The sequence below is a fragment of the Rummeliibacillus sp. BSL5 genome (assembly GCF_052928305.1).
On sequence record NZ_JAVGCV010000001.1, the window covers coordinates 907,291 to 929,734 of the forward strand.

Genomic DNA, 22,444 nt, shown 5'->3' on the forward strand with positions numbered 1-22,444 from the left:
CCTGATACCCCTAAAAAATAATTGCATTAATCTAATTCAGCTTACGAAGTTAAAAGTAGAAAGGGTTCTACATATTAGTCATGTCTAATATGTAGAACCCTTTAATTAGTCTATCTATATAAGATTAGGCCTTGCTAAAAATATCCCAATGCACTTTCTTATTATACTTCTACTAAATCTGTCTTTTTCACATATTTCAATACTGGGTGACGAGCCGCACGTGTTTCGTCTAGACGGCTAATAACAGTTGTATGCGGAGCTTCTTGAACGACTTCAGGTGTTTCTTCCGCTTCTTTCGCTATTTGAATCATGGCATCACAGAATGCATCTAACGTTTCTTTTGATTCTGTTTCAGTTGGTTCAATCATTAACGCTTCTTCCACATTTAATGGGAAGTATGTTGTTGGTGGATGGTAGCCAAAGTCTAACAGCCTTTTGGCAATATCCAACGTACGGACACCCAATTTTTTCTGACGGCTGCCACTTAGAACAAATTCATGCTTGCAGTGGCGATTGAACGGCAATTCATAATAAGATTCTAATCTGCGCATCATGTAATTGGCATTGATTACCGCATTTTCAGTCACCGCTTTCAAGCCATCAGGGCCCATAGTACGAATATAGGTATAAGCTCGTACGTTGATACCGAAGTTACCGTAATATGGCTTTACACGACCGATTGATTTTGGACGGTTATAATCAAATGTATAGCCTTCCTCTGTTTTGATTAATACAGGTTTTGGCAAGTAAGGCATTAATTCTTTCTTAACGCCAACCGGGCCAGAGCCAGGTCCGCCGCCACCATGAGGTCCTGTAAATGTTTTATGCAGGTTCAAGTGAACACAGTCAAATCCCATATCTCCTGGGCGAACTTTTGACATAATGGCGTTCAAATTCGCACCATCATAGTAAAGCTTGCCGCCAACACCATGGATAATCTCAGCAATCTCTAGAATATCTTCTTCAAACAAACCAAGTGTATTTGGATTAGTCAACATTAAAGCAGCCGTATCTTTCCCTACTACTTCGCGTAAATGTTCTAAATCAACTAAACCATTTTCGTCAGAACGAACAGTCACTGTATCGAAACCAGCTACAGATACAGAAGCAGGATTCGTACCGTGCGCTGAGTCAGGAACGATTACTTTTGTACGTTCATGTTCCCCGTTCGCTTCATGGAATGCGCGAATCATCATAAGCGCTGTCCATTCTCCGTGTGCACCAGCTGCAGGCTGTAATGTCACTTCATCCATGCCTGTGATTTCAACTAAATGTTGTTGTAGATCATACATAAGTTCAAGTGCACCCTGCACTGTTTTTTCGGCTTGCAGTGGGTGAATATGTGCAAAGCCTGGGAAACGTGCAACAGTTTCATTGATTTTTGGATTATATTTCATCGTACATGAACCAAGTGGATAGAATCCAGAATCAACACCATGGTTTCTGCGTGAAAGTGCCGTATAATGTCGCATAATATCTAATTCCGATAGCTCAGGGAGCTCAGCTTCTTCTTTCCTAATCAAGTTTTCTGGCAATAAACTTGAAAGATCCATATCAGGTACATCCAACTCAGGCAGGCTGTAACCTACACGACCCTCTTTCGACAATTCAAATACAAGCGGTTGGTTTTCCTTATGCATGTTGTAATGCCCCCATTTCTTGGACAAGTGTATCTATTTCTTCTTTTGTCCGTTGTTCAGTGACTGCGATTAATACATGGTTAGCAAGTGCTTCTGAAACCTTGCCAAGGTCAAAGCCACCGATCATTCCCTTTGCAAACAGGTGATCGTTTAATTCATCAACAGAACCTTCCACTTTAACAACGATTTCATTGAAATGCGGCCCTTTGAAAGGTAATTCAAAACCTGCTTTTTCAAATGCTTCTTTAGCATAATGTGTCTTCAAGATATTGTGCTTCGCCATTTCTTGAACACCTTTTTTTCCTAGAGCAGTCATGGCAACAGAAGCCGCTAACGCATTCAACGCTTGGTTAGAACAGATATTTGAAGTTGCCTTTTCGCGACGAATATGTTGTTCACGCGCTTGTAGAGTTAGAACGTAACCACGGATACCATCTTCATCGATCGTTTCTCCTACTAGTCTTCCCGGTACTTTACGCATCAGCTTTGTTGTTGTTGCAAAGTAGCCACAGTGTGGTCCGCCAAAACTTTCCGGTATACCAAACGGTTGTGCATCACCAACCACAACGTCTGCACCCAGTTTTCCTGGAGGCGTCAATATGCCTAGCGCTAATGGATTACTACTTACAACAGAAAGTCCTTTAACCGCATGGATTGCCTCTGACATCGTCGCTAGATCCTCGATTTGGCCAAAGAAGTTTGGATATTGCACCATGATGGCTGCTGTATCTCCATCTACTAAGTTGTTCAATGCATCCATATCTGTTTTACCGTCTTTAAGCGGTACAGTCACCACTTCAATAGACTGACCGTATGCATATGTTTTTACTACATCTATTGTAATAGGGTGAACGGCTTCAGAGATTAATAGTTTTTTACGGCGTGTATGCGCACATGCAAGCATACCTGCTTCTGCCATTGCTGTTCCACCATCATACATAGACGAGTTAGCCAAATCCATACCTGTTAATTCTGCTATCATTGTTTGGAACTCGAAGATAGCTTGCAATTCCCCTTGTGAAATTTCAGGTTGGTATGGTGTATAGGCTGTATAAAACTCTGAACGGGAAATAACATGGTCAACAATAACTGGCTTATAATGGTCATAGACGCCTGCACCTAGGAAGGTTGCATATTCATCATGATTGGCATTTTGTCTTGCAAGGCCAGCTAATTCTTTCAATAGTGCCGTTTCAGCTTTAGCAGGTTTAATATTGTATTCACCTTTAAAACGGACTTTTTCTGGAATGTCTGCAAACAGCTCGTCAACTGTTGAAACACCAATCGTATCAAGCATTTCTCGTTGATCTTGCTCTGTCATAGGTAGATACCGATGTAACATATCTCATAAGCCTCTTTTCGTTATTTTTTTAATCTTTTATAGAATGGAGTTGCAACTGTCTTTGCTTTTACGCGTTTATTGCGAATTTCAACTTCCACTTCTTGGTCCAATTCAGCGTATTCACTTTTAATAAGCGCTAGCCCAATATTTCTTTTCGTCAAAGGCTGCTGTGTACCAGTAGTAACTTCGCCAACTTCTAAATCCCCGACAAACACTTTATATCCGTGACGCGGAATGCCTTTGTCGATCATTTCAATGCCAACTAATTTTCTAGGAACACCATTAGCTTTTTGATCAGCTAAAACAGATTTCCCTATAAAATCGCTTTCTTTATTGATTTTCACAACGAAGTTAATACCTGTTTCAAGCGGAGAAATCGTATTGGATAACTCTTGACCATATAACGGCAGGCAAGCTTCAAAACGCAATGTGTCACGTGAACCTAATCCACATGGCAAAACGCCTTTTTCTTTCCCTGCTTCTAAAATCTTATCCCATAATGCTACAATGGCATCATTTGCTCCATAAATCTCAAATCCATCTTCCCCTGTGTAACCTGTGCGAGAGACTAATGTATCAAATCCAGCTACTTCAACATGTTGTTTGAGGTGGAATGGTTTGATAGTCGACAAATCAACATCTGTTAATTGTTGCAATACTTCTTCTGCAAGTGGTCCTTGAAGTGCCAGTTGGCCAATTTCGTCTGATTGATTAGTAATTTTTACATCTCCAGACTCATGCTTCAAAAGCCATTCGTAGTCTTTTTCGATATTTGCTGCGTTAACAACAAGTAAATAATTGTTTTCTGCCAATCTATAAATCAATAAATCATCTACTACTCCACCATTTTCATAGCACATCGTCGTATATTGCGTACCGTCTATTGCAATTTTTGAAACATCGTTTGTCATAAGCTTTTGTAAATACGCTAAACTTTCTGAACCTTCAACGAAAATTTCGCCCATATGCGACACATCAAACAGCCCTGCTCTTGTTCGAACTGCTTCATGTTCTTCCTTTATAGAAGAAAACTGCACCGGCAAGTTCCATCCACCAAAATCAATTGTTTTACCACCATACTTTGCATAAGATTCAAATAATGGCGTGTGTTTTAAAGTCGTTTCCAATGTCATCCCCCTTATCCATAAAAAAGACAGAGAAACCCCTATAAAGGTTTCTCTGTCCTGTTCACCTGAAAGTTTAACCATAAAGGCTGGCCTCTTTGGTGGCTAAAATTAGCTCTCTCCAGAGTTGCGTCCCGTACGAGTCTTTTTGCCTGAGAGATTCATAGATACCTACTTGCTCCTTCGGCGACACTAAAAACATGTTCTCTCCCCGCACAATCATCCGCTTTTTATATTGGTACTCTTCCAATGTTGTATAACACAATTGCTTGAATATATCCTACCATTGAATAATCAATTCTGGCAATCATTTTCTAAAGATTGTTTGAGGAGAACTCCACGCTTTCTCCACACCAATGTGATCGCCTTTTAATCGGTTAATTTGGAACGCGGCATAGTCCACAATTTGTCTTAAAGACCTGCCTTCAGTTCGTACCGTTATATGTGCAGCATTTAGGTAATATTTTCGCCTTTTTAAATAAAGCTCTTCTAACTCTTCTTTTGTCGACTTTTGAACGATGGGCCTATTTTTATCTCGATGTACCCTTTTCCAGATATCAGAAAAAGCTGCGTCCAAAAATAAAACCAATCCTGTTTGCCGCATGATTTTTCGATTTTCCTCACTGATAGAAACTCCGCCACCTGTTGCAATTATACAAAATTCATCACGAAATTCTTTCAGGAATTGCGTTTCTTTTTGGCGAAAATAGGCTTCACCCTTTTGTTCAAATATTTCCGGAATAGTTAACCCTTCTCGCCTAATAATCTCCTTGTCCATATCATAGTAAGGCATTCGTAGAAAATAACTAAGTCTTCTGCCAATCGCACTTTTCCCGCTACCCATAAATCCGACAAGATATACTTTTTTCATTTTTTCACCTTCTTCGACTAGCGAATGCCCTATACCAAAAGTTCACTTTTAATTATAGTAGCATGAACACTTGTCGATTCCAATCACCTTTATTTTTTGACAGCATTACACAAAAGAACAGAATGGGTGATGATAGGCGCAGAAGCATATCTTCGGTCCCAATGAATGCTAAAAAAATAGTTATGAAAGAGAAATGGTGATTTTTAAACTTAAAAGGAAATTGCTAAAAAGAATTGTATAGAAGTCAATTATTTTATGTCATGATTCTTATTTTCTTTCAACGAGAGCAGGATAGACTTTGTTTGATTTAAATAGGCAATTTTTAATTCATCATACGAGCGATAATGCGATTCATATGATGCCGCTACAGCTAGCATCATGTTAGTGATGAAGAATAAAAAAATCATAGCTGTTAGCAGCAAAAAACCTTGTTCATTCCTGAGTCGGGACAATAAATTTTCTTCTCCTTTCACTTCCGCTTTTAAACGTAATAGTCGTTTCAAAGATAGAATCAGCATATTCAAATTCCGCATATTGAAGTCCAAATAACAAAGGTTGATATCCTCCCACTCTTCGAATATCCGAACCAACAGACTTTATGCCAATAATTCCTCGATTCGATGAATAAAGAGCTGTATATTTTTCGCTTAAAGAGAACTCTCTAGCATGTATAAGTTCCTTTGAAAGTTGATACACGAACATTTCATATTGCAATTCACTTTCACTTAATATGCCACTCTTTTTATGCCCATACCATACATAAAAGAGTAGGAAAAATTGAGCAAACATCATTAATATCATAAGCTGCAGCATAGAATCCAGAATGGTAAAGCCCCTTTGATTATTATTCTTCTTTAAGTATTTGTCTCTACACAGAGCTGTTCTTCTTCTATGCCCGAATAACGAATACAAATGGAGGTTTCATCCCCTTTCCAATGGTAGATGACATCATCAATTTCTACATTTCCTTGGTACTTTTGAAATCGAACAATATTTCCAGCTGCATACAATGCTGCTTCTGCCGCATGCAGGCTCAATTTCTTTTTATAAAGCGATGTCTCTAATTGATAGTAAAAAGGCAATAATGTACCAAAAATTATAAAGACTATTACAAGAGTTAATAATGATTCCGGCAATGAATGACCGTTTTCATTGTTCAATTTGCACCCTTCCTTCACCTAAATAAACAGTTAATTTGACGATCCTATTATTAATAGAAAAGTACATAGTGCCGGATTTTTGTACTGTTAATTCTTTTGTATAAGTAACTGATTGAATAGTACTGTATGGAAGTAATTGAATGTTCGTTGGATATTTCCTTACTAGATAATCCTTATTGCCATGCGCTGGCACCTTGATTCTTACTTCATTGAGCCCTTGCACAATAGTGAGAGTAGCATAATCTTGATAACGGAAAGACAATGCTTGAGTTAGCTCAATATCTGCTTTCAATTGCTTAATGAAACGGTCCTCTAATTGTCGATCCATGTGACTTTTGCCCAAAGTAATACCAATCAATGAAATGAGCATCGTAATGGTCAAGACCAACAACATTTCGATGAAAGTAAAGCCCCCTTGACTATTTACAGATCTATTTAGAAATTTCAACTTTACCATCCGTGATCGTTAACTTCTTGCTTTCACAAGCTTTAGAATCCGTTTGTTTTAAATATTCATTTGTTTCTAATTCAGTTGTGGAACTTGGATAATTGCCATGATCGATTCGATAGGCTTCTACTTGGCCTTGCACCATTTTGACATATGCATCGCAGCCTTTTTTATCAACTGTTGCGAAATGTTTTGTTACATTAGGAATAGCAATCAATATGAGTATCGAGATGATAAACAGCACAATTAACATTTCTATAAGCGTAAAACCTTTCTGAAAATGCTCTTTCTGCATACCTTTCTTCCTTTCTAGACTAAATCCATCATTTTATACATCGGCAATAAAATCGCAAGATACGCGCCTAAAATGCAAAGTGCAATTACAACAAACAAAAGTGGTTGGACGAATGCTAAGCTTCGCTGAATAGTATTTTCTGTCCGTTCAATTAAAAACTCACTATAGATTTGCAGCTCTCTCCCTAAGTTGCCACCTTGCTCACCATGAAGCACATGCGCATAAAAACCTTTATAAAAGTACGGTTCTTGTTGAATCGCAGTTGACAATGACTCACCATAAACGATCCTTTTTTGAAGAATCTCCGCTACTTTGGCTAAATAAGGTTGTAATGTTTGGGTTTTCAATAACTCTAAGGCTTCTTGCATTGACATTCCACTTTGAATGAGACCGCCTAATTCATAAGAGATCTGCCGCGTAATCTGTAATTTAAAGTGTTTGTTAATATAAGGGATTTTTAATAAAAAAAGAATTTGACTTGTTACCCTTTTCTTTTTCAACCAAATGAGGAAAAGGATCAGCATTGATATAAATGAAATGCCTAATACTATAAAGAAATCTGGCAAGTGTAAAAACAGCTTGGATAATGTTAAATCGAAACTTGTTTCGGAAGATTGGTTTGCCATCATAAAAGACATGTTAGGCAGAAAATAAGTCCGAAATGCGAAAAAGAGCAGGATTAAAAAAACAAACAGCACAGCAGGATAGACAAGCAATTTCTGTAGCCGTTCTCTATTTTGTTCCTTTTTCTCTAGCTGATTTGCCACTGTTTTTAAAGCTTGGATAGTTTTACCGTGTTCTTCTGAAACTAGAATGGTCATTAAATAAATTTTAGAATAGCCCAAAAGACGTAGTACTTCAGTCATAGATGAGCCATTTCGTAGCTGTGCTCTTATCTTAACCTCACCGTCTGTATCCTTTTTAAGATGGTGAGGTAGCAGCATAAAAAGGGAATCAGAAAATGTAAAACCCTCTTCTAACAAAACGCTCATCTTTTTTAGTAATTGCGCTGAATCCTTTAAATGGATTTTTCGCTTTAGCAACAAAAAGTCAATCCATTTTCTTTGAAGAATGTTGGGAGGCGATTGCACCAAATTGAACCCCCTTTTCAATCTGTCCTTCTAGCGTTTTTTCAAAAGGAAGCTCGTAACTAATTTTACTTTCAATCGCTTCAAAAGATTGGTCTAGGTATTGTTCAGATAAAATCTCAAAAATAGCTGTTAACTTTTTGGTCTCCTGCAAGGGGACAAGACGCTGAGCTACAATACCGATGACTGTCTGCTTTAACTCTTCCAATGAAATCCCTAAATCCAATAAACGGTATAAACAGCCAATGGTATCCTTACTATGAATGGTCGACACGACTAAATGTCCTGTCAAAACAGCTTCAATGGCTATGTGTGCTGTTTCACGATCCCGGATTTCGCCAATCATAATGACATCTGGAGAATGGCGCAAAATAGCTTTTAAGCCAACAGAATATGTGACTCCTGCTCGTTCATTCACCTGTATCTGCAAAAGATGAGACTGGTTGTTTTCAACGGGATCTTCAAGTGAAATAATATGTTTTTGATGCATAGTAGAAAGATGATTGATTAAAGAATAGAGTGTTGTCGATTTTCCGCTTCCAGTTGGTCCAGTCATCAGCAAGATACCTTGTGGCTGTTCTACCAGTTGTATTAAGTCTTTGGCCGATTCACAGAACATGCTTAATTCAGTAATTGGTACTGTTCGATTTTGAAGCATTAAACGTATAACGAGGCTTTCTCTCATAAATACGGAAGGAAGCGTCGATACACGAAAAGAAACATTTTGGTCGTTGAAAATATGCTCGAATGAGCCGCTTTGGGGTTTGCGTTTTTCACTAATATCTAATGAGGATAAAAATTTTAAGTAAGAGATCAAACGATCTCCTATATCTAGGGGGAGCCCACTTATAGGGACAAGTTTTCCATATTTGCGAAAATAAATTTCATAACGATCAGTTGTAGGCAATAGATGTAAATCTGTAGCATTAAATTCCAACGCCTTTTTTAATAATTGCATTGTCTTCTGTTCAACAACAGTTTCTGTATCAGAAAAAAGCATTTTACCTCCTCTTCAACCAACAAGCAAGGACCGCTCTTTACCTGTTAACACTATTATACAAGTAATCTATCAGATTTGAAATGCTATATTTCTGAATTTTTCGATATAATTCTCTCTTTCTATCAGCATGAAATATTTAACTCGCTGTATAGAACAAGTATCTCCATAAGTGTTTCAATAAATCTCGCGAAATCTACTGTCACTATTCCATAATTGCTTTATAATGGTAGTATTCTTATAGGAGGTGGCTGTTTTTGATTAATCATAATCCACTGAAAGTGACTAGCACTTTATCAGATGAAACTCGTTTTTCAATTTATCAGTATATGTTGCAAGAGAAGAAGCCTTTCTCCGTGCAAGAGATTGCCGACCATTTTCATATTCATCCAAATGTTGCGCGACTCCATTTAACGAAACTAACAGAGATAGATGTTATTAGCGCAGAGTATGAAAAAACAGGAAAGGGCGGACGTCCAGGACGGCGTTATAAAGCTTTAGAAGAAGGTATTTCGTTATCTTTCCCAAAGCGAAATAATGAAGAGCTACTAGATTGGGCGATCGACATTTTAGGAGAATTCGGCGAGGAAGCTTATATAGTTGGCCAAAAGATTTGTTATAAAAAAGGACGAAATGAGATTGAAGCAACCATTCAAAAACAGGGAAAAGAAATAACTCACTTAACTTTTGAAGACAAGCTGGAAATTTTAACTGATACAGCTGCATTAATTGGATATATCCCAATGATCAAAGAAACCCCTGCTGGGAAAACCCTGTCTTTTGCTATTTATAACTGCCCTTTCCATACTGAAATCAAGCATAATGCAAGACTTGTTTGTGCATTACATGAATCTTATTTGAAAGGCCAATTTGATGCATTGTTTAATGTAAGCGATTTTGTGCAAGTAGAAAGTATGATGCAAAACTGTGAATACTGTACTTATCAAATAAATATATAATTTTTCGTAATGTTAATGGAATTTACACTTCATTGTCACAAAGTCTTTACATCTTGCAGTTTACAGGCAAAATTCAATCATTTATAATGAGTATGAGATTATTGTGTCGTCGAAAAGGAGGGAATCGTACATGGATAATATGTATAAGGTGCTTGGCTTCTGGACAGGTATTTTCGCAGTTATGTTTTATTTAGGTGGTATGAAAGAGGTTTCGCTATTATTCGTAGCTAACACAGGGTTTTTCCTTCTATTAGGCTTCTTAAACCTTACAGAACGCATGTATATGTACATTTTCGGAGCATATTTAACTGTATTCTTTGCTGGATTTACTTATTGGACTACATTCATTCACGTTCCTGGCATGGAATAAGAAACAGACAATATGTAATAAAGAGCTATTGATATTAGATCTTACTAATATTGATAGCTCTTTTGCTTTTTATAAGACATACTTTTTGGCTATTCAGTTATTTATATATAATAATCTTCTAAATACCAGGTTGGAATAGGGTCATCCATTCCGTTGAACCAAGTAAGCACATCTTTTGCTTGGTTTTTCATAATTGTTACTTGGTCTTCTCCAAATGGGATAGACCATGGAATGGATGAAAGCATGTTACTACAAATATAAAAAACCAAGAGTTTGAAAAAGTCTATTGGCGGCCTTCCGTTGAAATAGCCATTAAGCTGTCCTGTTGCAAAGTGAGGACTAATCGTAGCACTCCATACAATCCGGTTAAACTCTTCCCAAGGATCACCATAATCATAGCGATTAAAATCAATAATACTTCTCTCCTTTAGATGAAATTATCATATTTCCTACATGGTAATCACCGTGTTGAAAACATTGAGCCCTTCCTTCTAACAGATGTTTGTTATTTTGGATATAGGAAATTATCTTTTCCCCGCCTTCTATTTTCAGCCCACAGTCTTGGTACATTTTTATCTTGCTATCAGCTTTACGTGAAAATCGAGCTTTCCACTCCTCTTGGCTTTCTGGCGCTGGTATTCGATGAATCTCCTTCAATATTCGCCCCGCATCCTTACCAAGTCTGTATTGCTCTATTTCCGTCATACTTTTTAATGCGATTTCGGCATCCTCTCCCTCGCACCATTTAAAAAGGGAATATACGCTTTTTCCATCGTCGCATATTCCTATTTTAATTGGATTTGACACGGGAACTTTACATTCTGCGAGGTGTTTCATTGCTTCAAATTCCTTAACCTTCTCATCATATAGAGAAATTTCTGCAATCCGAAGTAACATGTTTTGATTCAGCTCGTTTTCAACAAAGTATTTTTTGTCGGTAGACCATCCTTTCATTATTGGCTTGATTAGCTTAAACTTCTCCCTCTCTTTTAAAATATGCATAGTTTCACCTCAATTAGCTCTTTTCTTGAACTAGGAATTTTTGTTTTTCTAAAATTATTTATTTTTTTGTAACAAGATAAGATTATGTTCTTCTTGAAATCCGATTTTCTTATACATGTGGATCGCATGTTCATTATCTGATCGAACACAAAGAGAGATTTCTTTGATAGAGGGAAACGAAAACAGCCATTGCAACCCTCCTGTTAAAAGAGTTGTACCTATTCCCTTACCGCGGGCATTGGCATCTACACCAAAAAATTCAATACTACCTTCACAATATGTAGGATTAGCTTCTGCATATAGATAACCTATCAAATTGTCTTCCTCAATTACTCCGAAAACTGCCGCTTCATCATTTAATCCTTGCAATATCTCCTCACCGGATAAATATGAACTTGGAAAAGTTGAATTATGCAGATTAATGAATGCTTCATTGTGAGATGCTGGCAACTTACTAACAGACTGAGTCTTTTTTGCCTTTAAAGTTTGGTTTGTACAAGTTAAGATTGTTTGTTTACTAACTGGTTTAAAACCCAAATACTTCCCTGTATCTATTACTAGTCTATTGCGAATGTCAGGAAAAAGTGTAACAGAATCTATTTGATCAGGAATTTTTTTCAGTAGCGCTTCTAGTAATATACTTGAAGTCTCTAATGCATCATTATTCTTTATAAAAGGTCCCCATATATACACAGTTTTTCTTTCATAATCTGCATCAAAACCGCAAACTCCTATTATATTGTTTTCATCTAAAGCTGATATAAATGTATTCTCTGCAGGCACATCTGTAAAATCTTTCTTCCATGTACTCATAATTTCCTCTGCATTTTTTCCGCAATATCCAATGTGGTTTTCAGGAATACAATTCATTCTCGCAATGAATTCGCAATCCTATTTAATTCTTCAATAGATGATTGGCTTAACGTCAATGTCATAAGCTTACCTCCTCCGTATGAATTATTAATATTTCTATTAGTATTAATTCTATAATCTACTAGTCTTTTCCTTTTAATCACGATTATAAGAAGTATCTTTCATTTAAGGGTTACAGATTATCCTTTAAAATATAAAAAAAGAAACAATATTTAGCTTTTGTTCAGCCAAATATTGCTTCTTTTCTTTTTAACAAAACTGTAGATATGGTGAATGGTGCTCAGTAAGCTTTAACATTCATACAATTCATTAGAACTTAAAAACCATTTAAAAAAGGATTCTGTTCTGTTTCAATATCCACTCGAGTGGGTTCACCATGACCAGGATAAATAATAGTATCCTCATCCAAATTTAATAAATGATCATGGATAGATTTAAGCAATAGTTCTTGATTTCCTCCCTCTAAATCTGTACGACCAATACTACCTTCAAATAGAGTATCTCCTACAATCGCAAACCGATCTTCTGGGAAGTAAAAAGAAATACTGCCAGGCGAATGTCCGGGCGTATGGAAAATATCCATCTTAAAGTCAAAAAGCTCTAAGGTTTGCTCCTTATCAATCAAATGGTCCGCAGCATTCACCGTCACATCTGGAATTTCAGCATATCTACCAGAACCGTTGTATGCTGGGTCCTGTAACCAATGAGCCTCTGCTTTATGCAAATATACTGGTATTTCGAAAGCTTGTCTCACATCCTCTACACCCCCAATATGGTCAAAATGGGCATGTGTTAAGAGTATGGCTTTAGGCTTAAGACCTAACGATCGTAACTTTCTAACAAATGCTTCTCCGTCTCCTCCTGGATCAATCACCAAACATTCTTTATTATTGTTGCTTACAACATAGCAATTGGCCTGAATGGGGCCAAGCGGAAAAGTTCGTATATTTAACATTTCAATCACCTCTATATCCATGATAAATCATTTCTTGCGAGAACCAAAGCCTTAATCTTTAGAAATTTTTAAGCTTGTTCATATATCCGTCACTTTTTGTTCTCGACAAAAACTAAAAATAGCTTTACAATAGAGAAGGAATATTGTTTGCGACATTCATTTTCTGATGTCGAAAGGAGTGTCTAACTTGAACTTATTAATGGTTATTTTTGGCCTAGTAGCAATTTTTGGGCTTATTGGCACAATCCAAAGCATTAAAGAAAAAGCTATTCTTGGCATCATCTTTAACTTTGCAGCATTTGCTGTTTTTGGTTGGTTCGTTTTCATGACGATCCTACATCAAGGTTTCCCGCCAAGCCTACATTAATCAACAAACAAAAAATGGTTGTCCTATTAAAGGACAGCCTTTTTTTGCATCTGCTGACAAAAACATTTTAAAAGCCGTACTGTCATCATTAGACAGTACGGCTTTTCACTCTATTCTTTTTCTTTCTTAACAGTAGCTTTGCCTGTTTTTGAATCATAGAAACGAAGTAAATCTCCATTAATAATCTGATCAGAGTACTCTAGTTTTTTGTTTGCTTGCTCGATATAAGGATCACATTTCTCTGCATCTGTTTTTTCTCCAGTTTTCTTGTCATAGCATACTTCACCTGCATATAACAATTTGTCTGTTACAAATCGGCCATCTCTGAATGTCACAAAGTCTTTGTGATCTTTAGAGAATAAATCTGCACCCAATTGTAAATCGTTAGATGTATCAACACCTAGTAAGTGTAAAACAGTTGGACGAATATCTAATTGACCAGCTACCTCGTGCATTGGTTTACCAATTCCTGAATGAGGAATATGGATAAAGAAAGGCACTTTTTGAAGCTGAGCAGAATCAAACGGTGTAATTGAATCTTTTCCTAAATACTGAGCCATCGCTTTATTATGGTTTTCAGAAATACCATAGTGGTCACCATACATAACAATAACTGAGTTATCATATAGGCCTGATGCTTTCAATTGCTTAAACAATTCTTTAATAGATTCATCCGTATAGCGGACAGTTTGGAAATAACGGTTTACTGTATTGTCACTAGATGTATACGGTTCAATCATTTGATCTTCTTCATCTGAAGTGAATGGATAGTGATTAGACAATGTAAGCATCCGTGTATAGAACGGTTGTGGCATTGTTTTCATAATCTTAACTGATTGATCCATGAATGGAATATCTTTTAAGCCCCAGTTAGCTGAATTGTCATCTGTAACATTGTATGAATCTACATCATAAAAATGTTTAATATTTAAAGCTTGATACATCATATCACGGTTCCAGAAACTTTTATTGTTAGCATGCAGAACAGATGTATAATAACCGTTCCCATTTAATCGTTCTGCCATTGAATTGAACGTATTGCCGCTATTTGTAAAGAAGACTGCGCCACGTCCAGTACCGTATAAGGAGTTTTCAACAATAAATTCTGCATCAGATGTTTTACCAAGCCCAGTTTGATGATAGAAGTTATCGAAGTAGAATGTATCCTTGTCTTTAGATAATTTGTTAAGGAAAGGTGTAATGACTTGGCCATTCACTTTCTTATTGATAACAAAGTTTTGAGTTGATTCAAGAGAAATAATAATCACATTACGTTTTTTAGCTACGCCAAATGTTTTCTTATTATTATCAGCTTGATTTGATTTCACATAATTTGTTACTTCTGTCAACTCACTGCCGTCTGCAAGAGCTCGTTGAGCATGTGATTTTGATTGCACAAAAATATCATATAAGTGATAGTTGTATGTTCCCATGTTTTTAACTAATAGTTCACGGTCAAAACTACGTGTTAATAGTTGAGGTCTTTCTGTTTCTGCTAATCCTAAATTTAAGAAAAGCATCGCAAAAGACAAAACAAAGTAAGTTCTGCGCAAGTTTGGTCTTACAACTGTTGCTTCTTTTGCAATTGGCAACAATTTAACTGCTAGTATTAATAAAATAACATCTGTAAAGAAGAAAATATCATACCAGTAGATTGAAGAAGCTGCTGAATTGCCTAAATCTCCGAAGTTATTTGTTTGGAATAGAACCGGCAATGTAATAAAGTCGTTAAAGAAGCGATAGAATGCTACATTACCATATACTACAATGGATAAAATAGCGCTAATTGTAATTAAATATCGATTCCGTACCTTTGCCGTCTTGAAGAACAATGAAATACCATATATAAATAATAAAAATGCAAGCGGGTTAATCAACAATATTAATTCTTGCATAGCATTTTCAATCTTCATATCAAAGCTCGTTTTATATGTGATATAAGTCTTGATCCAAGTAGTGACAATGGCTATCACTAATATCGTATGTTTAGGAAGCTTTTTGAGTTTCATGCTTATTATCCTCCTACTTTCTTTCTTATTCTTTTGTTCACAGTCTGAAAGAAACAAAATATATACTAATCCTTTTTTTACAGGAACGCAACATTTTTGTTACAGAATAATTTCCCATACTGTGTACTACCCATTAATTAACGATTTAAACCCTGAAAAGGTTTCAATTTTATTCACAAAAATTGGATTTAATACCCAACTGTAAAAGGACTTTTATTACAAACGAAAATTAACTGTACCTTCTACTTTCCAGTTTTTTCGTTTCAGTCCTTAAAATATGGCGTGCAGATTGAAAATCTTGCGCTTCGATTAAACCACCTTTATAGAGCTCTACTAAATCTATTTCCATCAGCTGCAAATCGCCAACACGGTTTTTTGTATAAACAAAAGTTCCAAAATGTTTTAAAAGCTGCATAACATCGTATACTGTCTCCAAGGGTTAATTGCCCCCTTTCATTTCTGCTCCACGAGAATTATTTCACGTTCTGTAATAATTTTTCCAATAGATAAATCATAATCATCTCGCGGGATTTTTTCAACCACCTGCAATTGAAATGCTAAAGAAATTGTTGAACCTCTATAATTCGACAAGTATCGGTCATAATAACCACCGCCAAAGCCAAGTCTAAAACCATCTTTATCATATGCAAGCCCCGGCACAATTAAGCATTGAATTTCTTCTTTTTTTACTACTTTTGTGCGATTTGGTATGGGTTCTGAAATTCTGCTGTAACCTATTTCAACTTGATCAAATGATGTAATTTCATAAAATGTCATCTCTCTTGTCTTGGGATGACATTTAGGTACTGCAACTGACCTTCCTCTAGCCCATAGCTCCTCAATAAGTGGCCAAGTATCAACTTCGGGAAAATTAGATAAAGTAATCCCGATAACAGACGCATCTTTAATTGCAGATTCATCCAAAAGTTTGCTATGTATAATGGCGGATTTTTCTTTATATGTATCAGCAGCAAGTTGTTTCAATTGCAGTTGCATTGCATTTCGAAGATCTTTTTTATCCATTTCGCCACCCCTTTAAAATTGAAAATGCCAAAACCACTGGAGGTTTTGGCAATGAGCATTATTTTGTTTCACGGTGAAGTGTCATTTTGTGATCACGAGAACAATATTTTTTTAATTCAAGACGTTCTGGATTGTTACGTTTGTTTTTCTTTGAGATGTAGTTACGTTCACCACATTCAGTGCAAGCTAATGTAATATTAACGCGCATTGTTATCCCTCCCACTCTATATAAAGAATAAAACTTTGTGAGCATGATTTATACGACTAACTTATTATATCACAGATTGCAAAAAAATCTACTGTCATTTCTAAATACTTGTCCATATGTTACAATAAATTGAGCAAATTTAAAAAGGTCGAAGGTGAACGAATGAATCTACCTGTACTCTTCATAATTGTAGGAACAGTTGTTTTTATTGCATCTTTTTTTATCGGCAACCAACCCAAAAAATTAGAAAATGAAGTGGAAGAGCTTTCTCTTCAGTTTTATCAAGAAACTAACCAATTAAAGCATCGTATAAAAGCAGTAGAAGAGGAGTTAATGATGGATTCCCCTCTGCTAAAAACTAAAACTATAAAACAGGATACTTACCAACGTCGTGAGAAAACGAACATAAATAATATCCATCAAATTCTCATTAGCCAGGTACTCGCATTACATCAACAAGGCTATACAGTGCCCGAAATTAGCCAACGTTCTTCTCTTACACAGGAACAAGTCCATGCAGTGATCACTTCTCGAGGTGGACGTTTATGAGAAAATCAACTCTTCGTTCATTTGCCCTTGGACTATTCATCGCTGGCAGTGCCATGTTTTTATACAATGAATTCACAGAAAAGCCCAGCAATGACCGGATTGCAGCGAGCTCATCTAAAGGAAATATAGTGAAAATACAAAAAGATAAGCTTGTCTCACTACAAAAAGAAGCTGCTGAAGCCAAAGAACAACTGGCAAAAATTCAAACTGATTACAATCAGCTGAAAAATGATTCTGCTGCAAAAAAAATTCATTCCTATACATTAGTTATCAATCGAGGGATGGACAGCGAGGACGTTAGCCAAGCTATAAAAAAAGGCGGCATAATTAAAGATGAACGTGCATTTGAACGGTTCATGGCTGATAAAGATGCATCTAAAAATATTCAAATCGGTGACTATAAGCTAACTTCTGATATGTCCAATCAAGAAATATTAAATATCATAACTCGAAAAAAATAATAAAAGATGCGGATAAGAGCACAGTCCTTCTTCCGCATCTTTTTGTTTTCGATTCTTTTGTAGGCAAGCCATTATCCGAATCTCCCAGAAATATAGTCGCCGGTTCTTCTATCAGCAGGAGATGAAAATAACTTATTGGTTTGGCTGCATTCTATCATCTCACCGTGCAAGAAGAAAGCAGTCTGATCTGAAATACGTGCTGCTTGCTGCATATTGTGTGTCACAATAATAATAGAATAGTTCTGTTTTAATGTCTGAATTAATTCTTCTACTTTTAAAGTAGAAATCGGATCAAGCGCAGAAGTCGGTTCATCCATCAGAATCACATCAGGTTCTATCGCGAGACATCTTGCAATGCAAAGTCTTTGCTGCTGTCCTCCTGACAAACCATATGCATGATGCTGCAAGCGGTCTTTCACATCATCCCAAAGTGCAGCTTTTCTTAGACTGTTTTCAACGATTTCGTCTAGCATTTTTTTATTTTTTATCCCATGAATTCTAGGTCCGTACGCTACATTATCATAAATTGTTTTAGGAAATGGATTTGGTTTTTGAAATACCATTCCTACTTTCGTTCTCAAGCGTTCTACCGTATATTTTTTGTGTAAGATATTTTCTTCTTTGTAAAGAATGTCACCTGTTATACGAACATTTGAAGCTAATTCAACCATTCGATTCAATGTTTTAAGATAACTTGATTTTCCGCAACCTGAGGGTCCGATGATAGCTGTCACTTCTTTTTCTTTAATTGAAAGATTAATGTCTTTCAGAGCATGCTGTTCTCCGTACCAAACATTCAAATGGTTGGTTTGAAAGATTTCTCTCGGCTTTTCTATTTGTATAATCTTGGAACCTTCTACTTTTCTCTTCTCTGGTTCTCTAACTTGGACATGTAACATTTGCTTACCACCCTTAATAGCGTTTTTGATATTTATAACGGATATAGACAGCTAGTGAATTCAATAGAAGTAAAAATACCATTAGTACAACAATCCCTGCTGCTGCGACCGTTTGAAATTCAGGTTGAGGCCTTTTTGCCCAATCGAATATCTGCATAGGCAGCGCGGTAAATTCACTCAATAAACCAGTTGGCAAAAAATACACAATTACAGGAATACCTAAAATAACAAGTGGTGCGGTCTCACCAACTGCTCTTGAAAGAGCCAGGATGCATCCTGTGGCAATGCCAGGGATGGCTGCTGGTAACACAACATGTAAAATTGTTTTCCATTTGGCAGCTCCCATTCCATAGGAAGCTTCCCTTAGATCACTTGGTACACCTCTGATTGCTTCTTGTGAAGAGACGATAATAACAGGTAGTACCAGTAAACTCATCGTTAATCCTGCTGCTAAGACACTTTTCCCTAGCATTAGTCCCCGTACAAAAACCGTTAAGCCAAGAAGTCCAAATATAATAGAAGGAACTCCTGCTAAATTTGAAATATTAATTACAATAAGATTTGTCAGTTTAGTCTTTGGCGCATATTCTTCTAAGTAGATGGCAGTAGCTACGCCTATAATAAGAGTCACTGGAGCAACCACTAACATTAACAATATGGAACCAACCAAAGCAGCTTTGATACCAGCTTTGGCAGCAAAACGTGAGGAATAATTCCCCAGGAAATCAAGTGATAAATGTCCCGCTCCTTGGCTAATCAGACGAAATAATAATAACGCGAGAACAGCTAAAACAAGTAATGTCGCTACTAGAAAAATACCTTTTACAAATCGATTTAGGTTTACCCTACTTTGGATTCTATGCAATATTTCTTTCTGGTTGATGAGGTTCATCAATATCCCTCCCTAAATCGCTTAGATAAAAACTGTGCCGCTATATTCATTAGGAAAGTAAAGAAGAATAGCGTAAATCCAATCGCATAGATTGAATAATAAATGGTCGTACCGTAACCCGCATCGCCACTTGCTACCTGCACGATATAGGCCGTCATCGTTTGAATAGAATCTGTAACTTGCATATCGAACTTTGGTGTTGATCCCCCAGCGAGCGAGACGATCATCGTTTCACCAATGGCTCTAGATACTGCAAGTACAACTGACGAAAGTATACCAGATAATGCTGCAGGTAATACAACTTTTAAAGCAACTTCAAGTCTTGTAGACCCTAATGCCAAGGCGCCTTCCCTTAGTGAATTGGGAACTTGAGACATGGCATCTTCTGAAAGAGATGCAATCATAGGTAAAATCATTATGCCAATCACAATTCCCGGACTAAGTGCATTAAATATTTTAAGCGATGGTACGATATGTTGGAGTAATGGAGTGACGAATGTAAGTGCAAAGAATCCATAAACAATCGTCGGAATACCCGCTAAAATTTCTAATATCGGTTTAATCACCTGTCGAATTTTGTCGCTAGCATATTCGCTTAAATAGATGGCAATCGCAAGGCCCAGAGGGGCCGCTACGATTATAGCGATTCCCGTGACCTTTAAAGTGCCCATTAATAATGGCCAAATGCCATATGTAGGGTCAGTGCTGGAGAAAGGAAACCATTCCTTTCCAAAAAGATATTCCCAGACACTTACCCTCGTGAAAAATTCACCTGTTTCTACTACCAACGTCAATATGATGCCTATTGTGGTCAGTACAGATACCAATGCTGCTATAAATAAAAGCTTAGGCATTAATTTTTCAGTCAAATGTGAGCTTTGATTCTGAGACTGCTCAATCAACTCCTGTACTGTTTTCTCTTCTAGCTTTTTGGTAGCCAATTCAAGCGCTCCTTTTTAAACTCTTATTTTAGACCTTCCAGTGATTCTAAATCTTTTTTATAGTCTTCATCTGGCGTTTTTACATAGCCTACTGCCTCAGCCATTTCGCCTGCATTTTCTATTGTGTATTTCATAAAATTGTACATAGATGCATTTTCTTTAACTGATTTATTTTTCACATACACGAACAATGGGCGGGATAGTGGCGTATAGGTACCGGATTTGATAGTTTCGTGTGTAGGTTCAATACCATCGATTTTCACCACTTTCAATTGGTCTTTATTCGCAAGATAATAGGCAAATCCAAAATAGCCAATTCCATTTTTATCGGATTCTACACCCTTGACTAAAACATTATCATCTTCTGATAATGTTGCATTTTTAACGAGGTCTTTTCCTTCTAAAATATCATTTACAAAGTAGTCATATGTTCCAGAATCTGTACCAGGAGAGTAGAATGAAATTTTTTCTTTTGGCCATTTTGGATTGATATCTGACCATTTTTTATTTTTACCGTTTTCTGTCCAGATTTCTTTTAACTGATCTACAGTAAGATCTTCAACCCAATCATTATCTTTATTCACAACTATCGAAATGCCATCATATGCAATCTTCATTTCTGTATAGTCGATTCCTGCTTCTTTTAACTTAGCTGCTTCCTCATCTTTTACTGGTCGAGAAGCATTTGAAAAATCTGTTTCTCCATTTATGAACTTTTCAAACCCTCCACCTGTTCCAGACACACCGACTGATACTTGAGTCTTCGGATGCGATGCTGAATATTCTTCTACGATTCCTTCTAAAATAGGCGCTACAGTAGAAGAACCATCACCCGAAATATTGCTTTCTGCTACTTCATCGGCTTTGGCTGTTTGCTCGGCTTCTGAGGACTTTGATTTTCCGTCTCCTTGACCGCAGGCTCCCAGTAATAGAGCTGATCCAATCATAGTTGCTGCCACTAAGTTTTTTGCTTTTTTCATCCGTATTGCCTCCCGTAGAAAATAGTTATTACTTACACTATCTACTATATCGATAGATTGTTAAGCTAGTATAAAGGGAATGTAATAGAATATTTAGATAATGTAAATGGCATGTAAAAGAGGACAAGACAAATTTTTTTCTGAAACAAAAAACAGTAAAATTTTACCTAAGGTAAAATTTTACTGTTTGTGATTATTTTTTTAGGTTTTATAAATGTGAAAGCACTTTTCATCCATTTAAAGTATTTATCTAATCCATTTTTTTGAATAGGCAGTTTGCATCAACTGAGTTTTATTATATCCATTATAAATTTTCACTTTTATTCGAGTAGATTTTTTAGTGACGTTAGATATATTATTGAAAGTAACATTTAAATTTTTTTTGTTTTCAAAACCATTAGTAGTATAACCTGATTTGGTACCTAGGTTTTTCCATTTACCTTTTGAATATCTTTGTAAAGAGAGTTTTACATAAACATAAGAATCATAAGCAGCCTCATATGTAGCATTCACTTTTGAATGGTTTTCTGAGGTAGTTAGATAGGCTTTACCCCCATAAGCAAACTTTGAATTCATTTTAATGGTAGTTGAAGTTTTTGCTGCGCTTGCCGTTTCACCTACCGACATCATCAGAGTTGCAAAGACTACAGTAACTAAAAAGAATAATTTAATAATTTTCATAAATTTAACTCCTTTTATAATTAATTACTTTTTTACTTTAACATCATTTTCATAGCAAGTATACATTTCCACTTATATAGAGTATTTTAATACTACCTTAAAACCAATTCATTAAAACTCAATGAGTATAAAACTTTAATTTTATATTAAGATTTTGCTATATTTTAACAATTAAATGAGCGTATCCTATTGTATTGTTAGATTTATAAATATAGAATTAAAGAAATATATTAATAACAACTTTTAATGAGTTTTACAATTTAATAACATAAATTAAAAGAAAGGTGAATTTGAAATTCAAATTCACCTT

General features: G+C 36.2%; 29 protein-coding genes, 1 pseudogene and 2 riboswitches. Of the genes and pseudogenes, 5 read left to right on the forward strand and 25 right to left on the reverse strand.

Annotated elements, in window-relative coordinates:
• Positions 1-161: 161 nt before the first annotated feature.
• The 11 genes from gcvPB to comGA all read right to left on the reverse strand — a co-directional run bounded on the left by gcvPB (position 162) and on the right by comGA (position 8,968).
• Positions 162-1,640: an aminomethyl-transferring glycine dehydrogenase subunit GcvPB gene (gcvPB, locus tag RCJ93_RS04600; RefSeq protein ID WP_066786618.1), complete on the reverse strand. Its 1,479-nt coding sequence runs from the start codon at positions 1,638-1,640 to the stop codon at positions 162-164.
• On the reverse strand, positions 1,633-2,982 hold the full coding sequence (gcvPA, locus tag RCJ93_RS04605; protein WP_066786615.1) for an aminomethyl-transferring glycine dehydrogenase subunit GcvPA: 1,350 nt from the start codon (positions 2,980-2,982) through the stop codon (positions 1,633-1,635). Before gcvPA ends, gcvPB begins: the two co-directional genes overlap by 8 nt.
• Before the next feature lie 20 nt (positions 2,983-3,002).
• Positions 3,003-4,115, reverse strand: a complete 1,113-nt coding sequence (gene gcvT / locus RCJ93_RS04610) for a glycine cleavage system aminomethyltransferase GcvT (RefSeq protein WP_446738499.1) — start codon at positions 4,113-4,115, stop codon at positions 3,003-3,005.
• Positions 4,116-4,159: 44 nt separating this feature from the next.
• Positions 4,160-4,233: riboswitch (glycine riboswitch) on the reverse strand.
• A 3-nt stretch (positions 4,234-4,236) separates the two neighbouring features.
• A riboswitch (glycine riboswitch) is annotated at positions 4,237-4,329 on the reverse strand.
• 84 nt (positions 4,330-4,413) lie between these two features.
• Positions 4,414-4,977 (reverse strand): shikimate kinase, encoded by a 564-nt coding sequence (locus RCJ93_RS04615; protein WP_066786612.1) that lies wholly within the window; start codon positions 4,975-4,977, stop codon positions 4,414-4,416.
• A 248-nt stretch (positions 4,978-5,225) separates the two neighbouring features.
• Positions 5,226-5,510 carry a hypothetical protein gene (locus RCJ93_RS04620; RefSeq protein WP_446738977.1) on the reverse strand — a complete coding sequence of 95 codons (285 nt, stop codon included), beginning with the start codon at positions 5,508-5,510 and terminating at the stop codon, positions 5,226-5,228.
• Entirely contained in the window at positions 5,410-5,790 is a 381-nt protein-coding gene (locus RCJ93_RS04625; RefSeq protein ID WP_446738956.1) for a competence type IV pilus minor pilin ComGF, read from the reverse strand. Before RCJ93_RS04625 ends, RCJ93_RS04620 begins: the two co-directional genes overlap by 101 nt.
• 41 nt (positions 5,791-5,831) lie before the next feature.
• The gene (locus RCJ93_RS04630; RefSeq protein ID WP_066786601.1) at positions 5,832-6,137 is read right to left on the reverse strand and encodes a hypothetical protein; all 306 of its coding nucleotides are present in this window, start codon (positions 6,135-6,137) and stop codon (positions 5,832-5,834) included.
• Positions 6,127-6,585: a competence type IV pilus minor pilin ComGD gene (comGD, locus tag RCJ93_RS04635; RefSeq protein WP_158512565.1), complete on the reverse strand. Its 459-nt coding sequence runs from the start codon at positions 6,583-6,585 to the stop codon at positions 6,127-6,129. The genes RCJ93_RS04630 and comGD overlap by 11 nt, the downstream gene beginning before the upstream one ends.
• A complete protein-coding gene (gene comGC / locus RCJ93_RS04640; RefSeq protein ID WP_066786595.1) occupies positions 6,569-6,880 on the reverse strand; it encodes a competence type IV pilus major pilin ComGC in 312 nt (103 codons plus the stop codon). The genes comGD and comGC overlap by 17 nt, the downstream gene beginning before the upstream one ends.
• A 14-nt stretch (positions 6,881-6,894) precedes the next feature.
• Positions 6,895-7,971, reverse strand: a complete 1,077-nt coding sequence (comGB, locus tag RCJ93_RS04645; RefSeq protein ID WP_446738957.1) for a competence type IV pilus assembly protein ComGB — start codon at positions 7,969-7,971, stop codon at positions 6,895-6,897.
• Positions 7,931-8,968: a competence type IV pilus ATPase ComGA gene (gene comGA, locus RCJ93_RS04650; protein WP_446738500.1), complete on the reverse strand. Its 1,038-nt coding sequence runs from the start codon at positions 8,966-8,968 to the stop codon at positions 7,931-7,933. Before comGA ends, comGB begins: the two co-directional genes overlap by 41 nt.
• A 254-nt stretch (positions 8,969-9,222) precedes the next feature.
• Between comGA and RCJ93_RS04655 the strand changes: the two genes are divergently transcribed.
• Together RCJ93_RS04655 and RCJ93_RS04660 are read left to right on the forward strand one after the other, a co-directional pair.
• Complete coding sequence (locus RCJ93_RS04655; RefSeq protein ID WP_446738501.1) at positions 9,223-9,924, forward strand: helix-turn-helix transcriptional regulator; 702 nt, start codon at positions 9,223-9,225, stop codon at positions 9,922-9,924.
• A gap of 130 nt (positions 9,925-10,054) precedes the next feature.
• A complete protein-coding gene (locus RCJ93_RS04660) occupies positions 10,055-10,294 on the forward strand; it encodes a DUF2626 family protein (RefSeq protein WP_066786585.1) in 240 nt (79 codons plus the stop codon).
• Positions 10,295-10,395: 101 nt separating this feature from the next.
• On the opposite strand, the gene RCJ93_RS04665 is transcribed toward RCJ93_RS04660, so the two are convergent.
• The 5 genes and pseudogenes from RCJ93_RS04665 to RCJ93_RS04685 form a co-directional block, all read right to left on the reverse strand.
• The gene (locus tag RCJ93_RS04665; RefSeq protein ID WP_446738502.1) at positions 10,396-10,539 is read right to left on the reverse strand and encodes a hypothetical protein; all 144 of its coding nucleotides are present in this window, start codon (positions 10,537-10,539) and stop codon (positions 10,396-10,398) included.
• A gap of 90 nt (positions 10,540-10,629) precedes the next feature.
• A pseudogene (locus tag RCJ93_RS04670) lies at positions 10,630-10,710 on the reverse strand (hypothetical protein); the annotation flags it as partial.
• Positions 10,703-11,296, reverse strand: coding sequence for an aminoglycoside phosphotransferase family protein (locus RCJ93_RS04675; protein ID WP_446738503.1), 594 nt, complete (start codon positions 11,294-11,296; stop codon positions 10,703-10,705). The pseudogene RCJ93_RS04670 and the gene RCJ93_RS04675, both read right to left, overlap by 8 nt.
• Positions 11,297-11,350: 54 nt before the next feature.
• Entirely contained in the window at positions 11,351-12,109 is a 759-nt protein-coding gene (locus RCJ93_RS04680) for a GNAT family N-acetyltransferase (protein WP_446738504.1), read from the reverse strand.
• A gap of 376 nt (positions 12,110-12,485) precedes the next feature.
• Positions 12,486-13,124 carry an MBL fold metallo-hydrolase gene (locus RCJ93_RS04685; protein ID WP_446738505.1) on the reverse strand — a complete coding sequence of 213 codons (639 nt, stop codon included), beginning with the start codon at positions 13,122-13,124 and terminating at the stop codon, positions 12,486-12,488.
• Between the two features lie 187 nt (positions 13,125-13,311).
• Between RCJ93_RS04685 and RCJ93_RS04690 the strand changes: the two genes are divergently transcribed.
• Positions 13,312-13,491 (forward strand): DUF2759 domain-containing protein, encoded by a 180-nt coding sequence (locus RCJ93_RS04690; protein WP_066786576.1) that lies wholly within the window; start codon positions 13,312-13,314, stop codon positions 13,489-13,491.
• Between the two features lie 110 nt (positions 13,492-13,601).
• On the opposite strand, the gene RCJ93_RS04695 is transcribed toward RCJ93_RS04690, so the two are convergent.
• The 4 genes from RCJ93_RS04695 to rpmG all read right to left on the reverse strand — a co-directional run bounded on the left by RCJ93_RS04695 (position 13,602) and on the right by rpmG (position 16,731).
• Complete coding sequence (locus tag RCJ93_RS04695; RefSeq protein WP_066786572.1) at positions 13,602-15,500, reverse strand: LTA synthase family protein; 1,899 nt, start codon at positions 15,498-15,500, stop codon at positions 13,602-13,604.
• Positions 15,501-15,729: 229 nt separating this feature from the next.
• Positions 15,730-15,936, reverse strand: a complete 207-nt coding sequence (locus tag RCJ93_RS04700; RefSeq protein ID WP_446738506.1) for a YqgQ family protein — start codon at positions 15,934-15,936, stop codon at positions 15,730-15,732.
• 17 nt (positions 15,937-15,953) lie between these two features.
• Positions 15,954-16,523 (reverse strand): 5-formyltetrahydrofolate cyclo-ligase, encoded by a 570-nt coding sequence (locus RCJ93_RS04705; RefSeq protein WP_147193657.1) that lies wholly within the window; start codon positions 16,521-16,523, stop codon positions 15,954-15,956.
• A gap of 58 nt (positions 16,524-16,581) precedes the next feature.
• Positions 16,582-16,731: a 50S ribosomal protein L33 gene (gene rpmG / locus RCJ93_RS04710; protein WP_066786565.1), complete on the reverse strand. Its 150-nt coding sequence runs from the start codon at positions 16,729-16,731 to the stop codon at positions 16,582-16,584.
• 162 nt (positions 16,732-16,893) lie between these two features.
• Here rpmG and RCJ93_RS04715 point away from each other — a divergent pair, with 162 nt between their 5' ends.
• Positions 16,894-17,280, forward strand: a complete 387-nt coding sequence (locus RCJ93_RS04715; RefSeq protein ID WP_446738507.1) for a hypothetical protein — start codon at positions 16,894-16,896, stop codon at positions 17,278-17,280.
• Complete coding sequence (locus RCJ93_RS04720; RefSeq protein ID WP_446738508.1) at positions 17,277-17,741, forward strand: endolytic transglycosylase MltG; 465 nt, start codon at positions 17,277-17,279, stop codon at positions 17,739-17,741. Before RCJ93_RS04715 ends, RCJ93_RS04720 begins: the two co-directional genes overlap by 4 nt.
• A 71-nt stretch (positions 17,742-17,812) precedes the next feature.
• On the opposite strand, the gene pstB is transcribed toward RCJ93_RS04720, so the two are convergent.
• The 5 genes from pstB to RCJ93_RS04745 all read right to left on the reverse strand — a co-directional run bounded on the left by pstB (position 17,813) and on the right by RCJ93_RS04745 (position 22,134).
• A complete protein-coding gene (pstB, locus tag RCJ93_RS04725) occupies positions 17,813-18,640 on the reverse strand; it encodes a phosphate ABC transporter ATP-binding protein PstB (RefSeq protein ID WP_446738509.1) in 828 nt (275 codons plus the stop codon).
• A 13-nt stretch (positions 18,641-18,653) separates the two neighbouring features.
• The gene (pstA, locus tag RCJ93_RS04730) at positions 18,654-19,532 is read right to left on the reverse strand and encodes a phosphate ABC transporter permease PstA (RefSeq protein WP_147193664.1); all 879 of its coding nucleotides are present in this window, start codon (positions 19,530-19,532) and stop codon (positions 18,654-18,656) included.
• A complete protein-coding gene (pstC, locus tag RCJ93_RS04735; RefSeq protein ID WP_392994312.1) occupies positions 19,532-20,473 on the reverse strand; it encodes a phosphate ABC transporter permease subunit PstC in 942 nt (313 codons plus the stop codon). The genes pstA and pstC overlap by 1 nt, the downstream gene beginning before the upstream one ends.
• A gap of 23 nt (positions 20,474-20,496) precedes the next feature.
• A complete protein-coding gene (locus tag RCJ93_RS04740; protein ID WP_446738510.1) occupies positions 20,497-21,453 on the reverse strand; it encodes a PstS family phosphate ABC transporter substrate-binding protein in 957 nt (318 codons plus the stop codon).
• A 246-nt stretch (positions 21,454-21,699) separates the two neighbouring features.
• Positions 21,700-22,134: a hypothetical protein gene (locus tag RCJ93_RS04745; RefSeq protein WP_446738511.1), complete on the reverse strand. Its 435-nt coding sequence runs from the start codon at positions 22,132-22,134 to the stop codon at positions 21,700-21,702.
• Between the last annotated feature and the right edge of the window lie 310 nt (positions 22,135-22,444).

What these genes read in the sequence shown, in the direction of transcription:
- gcvPA (WP_066786615.1), bottom strand. Translation starts at nt 2,982, where the DNA reads ATGTTACATCGGTATCTACCTATGACAGAGCAAGATCAACGAGAAATG.
- RCJ93_RS04715 (WP_446738507.1), top strand. Translation starts at nt 16,894, where the DNA reads ATGAATCTACCTGTACTCTTCATAATTGTAGGAACAGTTGTTTTTATT.
- RCJ93_RS04695 (WP_066786572.1), bottom strand. Translation starts at nt 15,500, where the DNA reads ATGAAACTCAAAAAGCTTCCTAAACATACGATATTAGTGATAGCCATT.
- RCJ93_RS04740 (WP_446738510.1), bottom strand. Translation starts at nt 21,453, where the DNA reads ATGAAAAAAGCAAAAAACTTAGTGGCAGCAACTATGATTGGATCAGCT.
- pstB (WP_446738509.1), bottom strand. Translation starts at nt 18,640, where the DNA reads ATGTTACATGTCCAAGTTAGAGAACCAGAGAAGAGAAAAGTAGAAGGT.
- RCJ93_RS04680 (WP_446738504.1), bottom strand. Translation starts at nt 12,109, where the DNA reads ATGAGTACATGGAAGAAAGATTTTACAGATGTGCCTGCAGAGAATACA.
- RCJ93_RS04685 (WP_446738505.1), bottom strand. Translation starts at nt 13,124, where the DNA reads ATGTTAAATATACGAACTTTTCCGCTTGGCCCCATTCAGGCCAATTGC.
- pstA (WP_147193664.1), bottom strand. Translation starts at nt 19,532, where the DNA reads ATGAACCTCATCAACCAGAAAGAAATATTGCATAGAATCCAAAGTAGG.
- gcvPB (WP_066786618.1), bottom strand. Translation starts at nt 1,640, where the DNA reads ATGCATAAGGAAAACCAACCGCTTGTATTTGAATTGTCGAAAGAGGGT.
- RCJ93_RS04615 (WP_066786612.1), bottom strand. Translation starts at nt 4,977, where the DNA reads ATGAAAAAAGTATATCTTGTCGGATTTATGGGTAGCGGGAAAAGTGCG.
- gcvT (WP_446738499.1), bottom strand. Translation starts at nt 4,115, where the DNA reads ATGACATTGGAAACGACTTTAAAACACACGCCATTATTTGAATCTTAT.
- RCJ93_RS04620 (WP_446738977.1), bottom strand. Translation starts at nt 5,510, where the DNA reads ATGCGGAATTTGAATATGCTGATTCTATCTTTGAAACGACTATTACGT.
- comGC (WP_066786595.1), bottom strand. Translation starts at nt 6,880, where the DNA reads ATGCAGAAAGAGCATTTTCAGAAAGGTTTTACGCTTATAGAAATGTTA.
- RCJ93_RS04665 (WP_446738502.1), bottom strand. Translation starts at nt 10,539, where the DNA reads ATGCTTTCATCCATTCCATGGTCTATCCCATTTGGAGAAGACCAAGTA.
- rpmG (WP_066786565.1), bottom strand. Translation starts at nt 16,731, where the DNA reads ATGCGCGTTAATATTACATTAGCTTGCACTGAATGTGGTGAACGTAAC.
- comGA (WP_446738500.1), bottom strand. Translation starts at nt 8,968, where the DNA reads ATGCTTTTTTCTGATACAGAAACTGTTGTTGAACAGAAGACAATGCAA.
- RCJ93_RS04720 (WP_446738508.1), top strand. Translation starts at nt 17,277, where the DNA reads ATGAGAAAATCAACTCTTCGTTCATTTGCCCTTGGACTATTCATCGCT.
- RCJ93_RS04675 (WP_446738503.1), bottom strand. Translation starts at nt 11,296, where the DNA reads ATGCATATTTTAAAAGAGAGGGAGAAGTTTAAGCTAATCAAGCCAATA.
- RCJ93_RS04705 (WP_147193657.1), bottom strand. Translation starts at nt 16,523, where the DNA reads ATGGATAAAAAAGATCTTCGAAATGCAATGCAACTGCAATTGAAACAA.
- RCJ93_RS04625 (WP_446738956.1), bottom strand. Translation starts at nt 5,790, where the DNA reads ATGCTGCAGCTTATGATATTAATGATGTTTGCTCAATTTTTCCTACTC.
- RCJ93_RS04660 (WP_066786585.1), top strand. Translation starts at nt 10,055, where the DNA reads ATGGATAATATGTATAAGGTGCTTGGCTTCTGGACAGGTATTTTCGCA.
- RCJ93_RS04745 (WP_446738511.1), bottom strand. Translation starts at nt 22,134, where the DNA reads ATGAAAATTATTAAATTATTCTTTTTAGTTACTGTAGTCTTTGCAACT.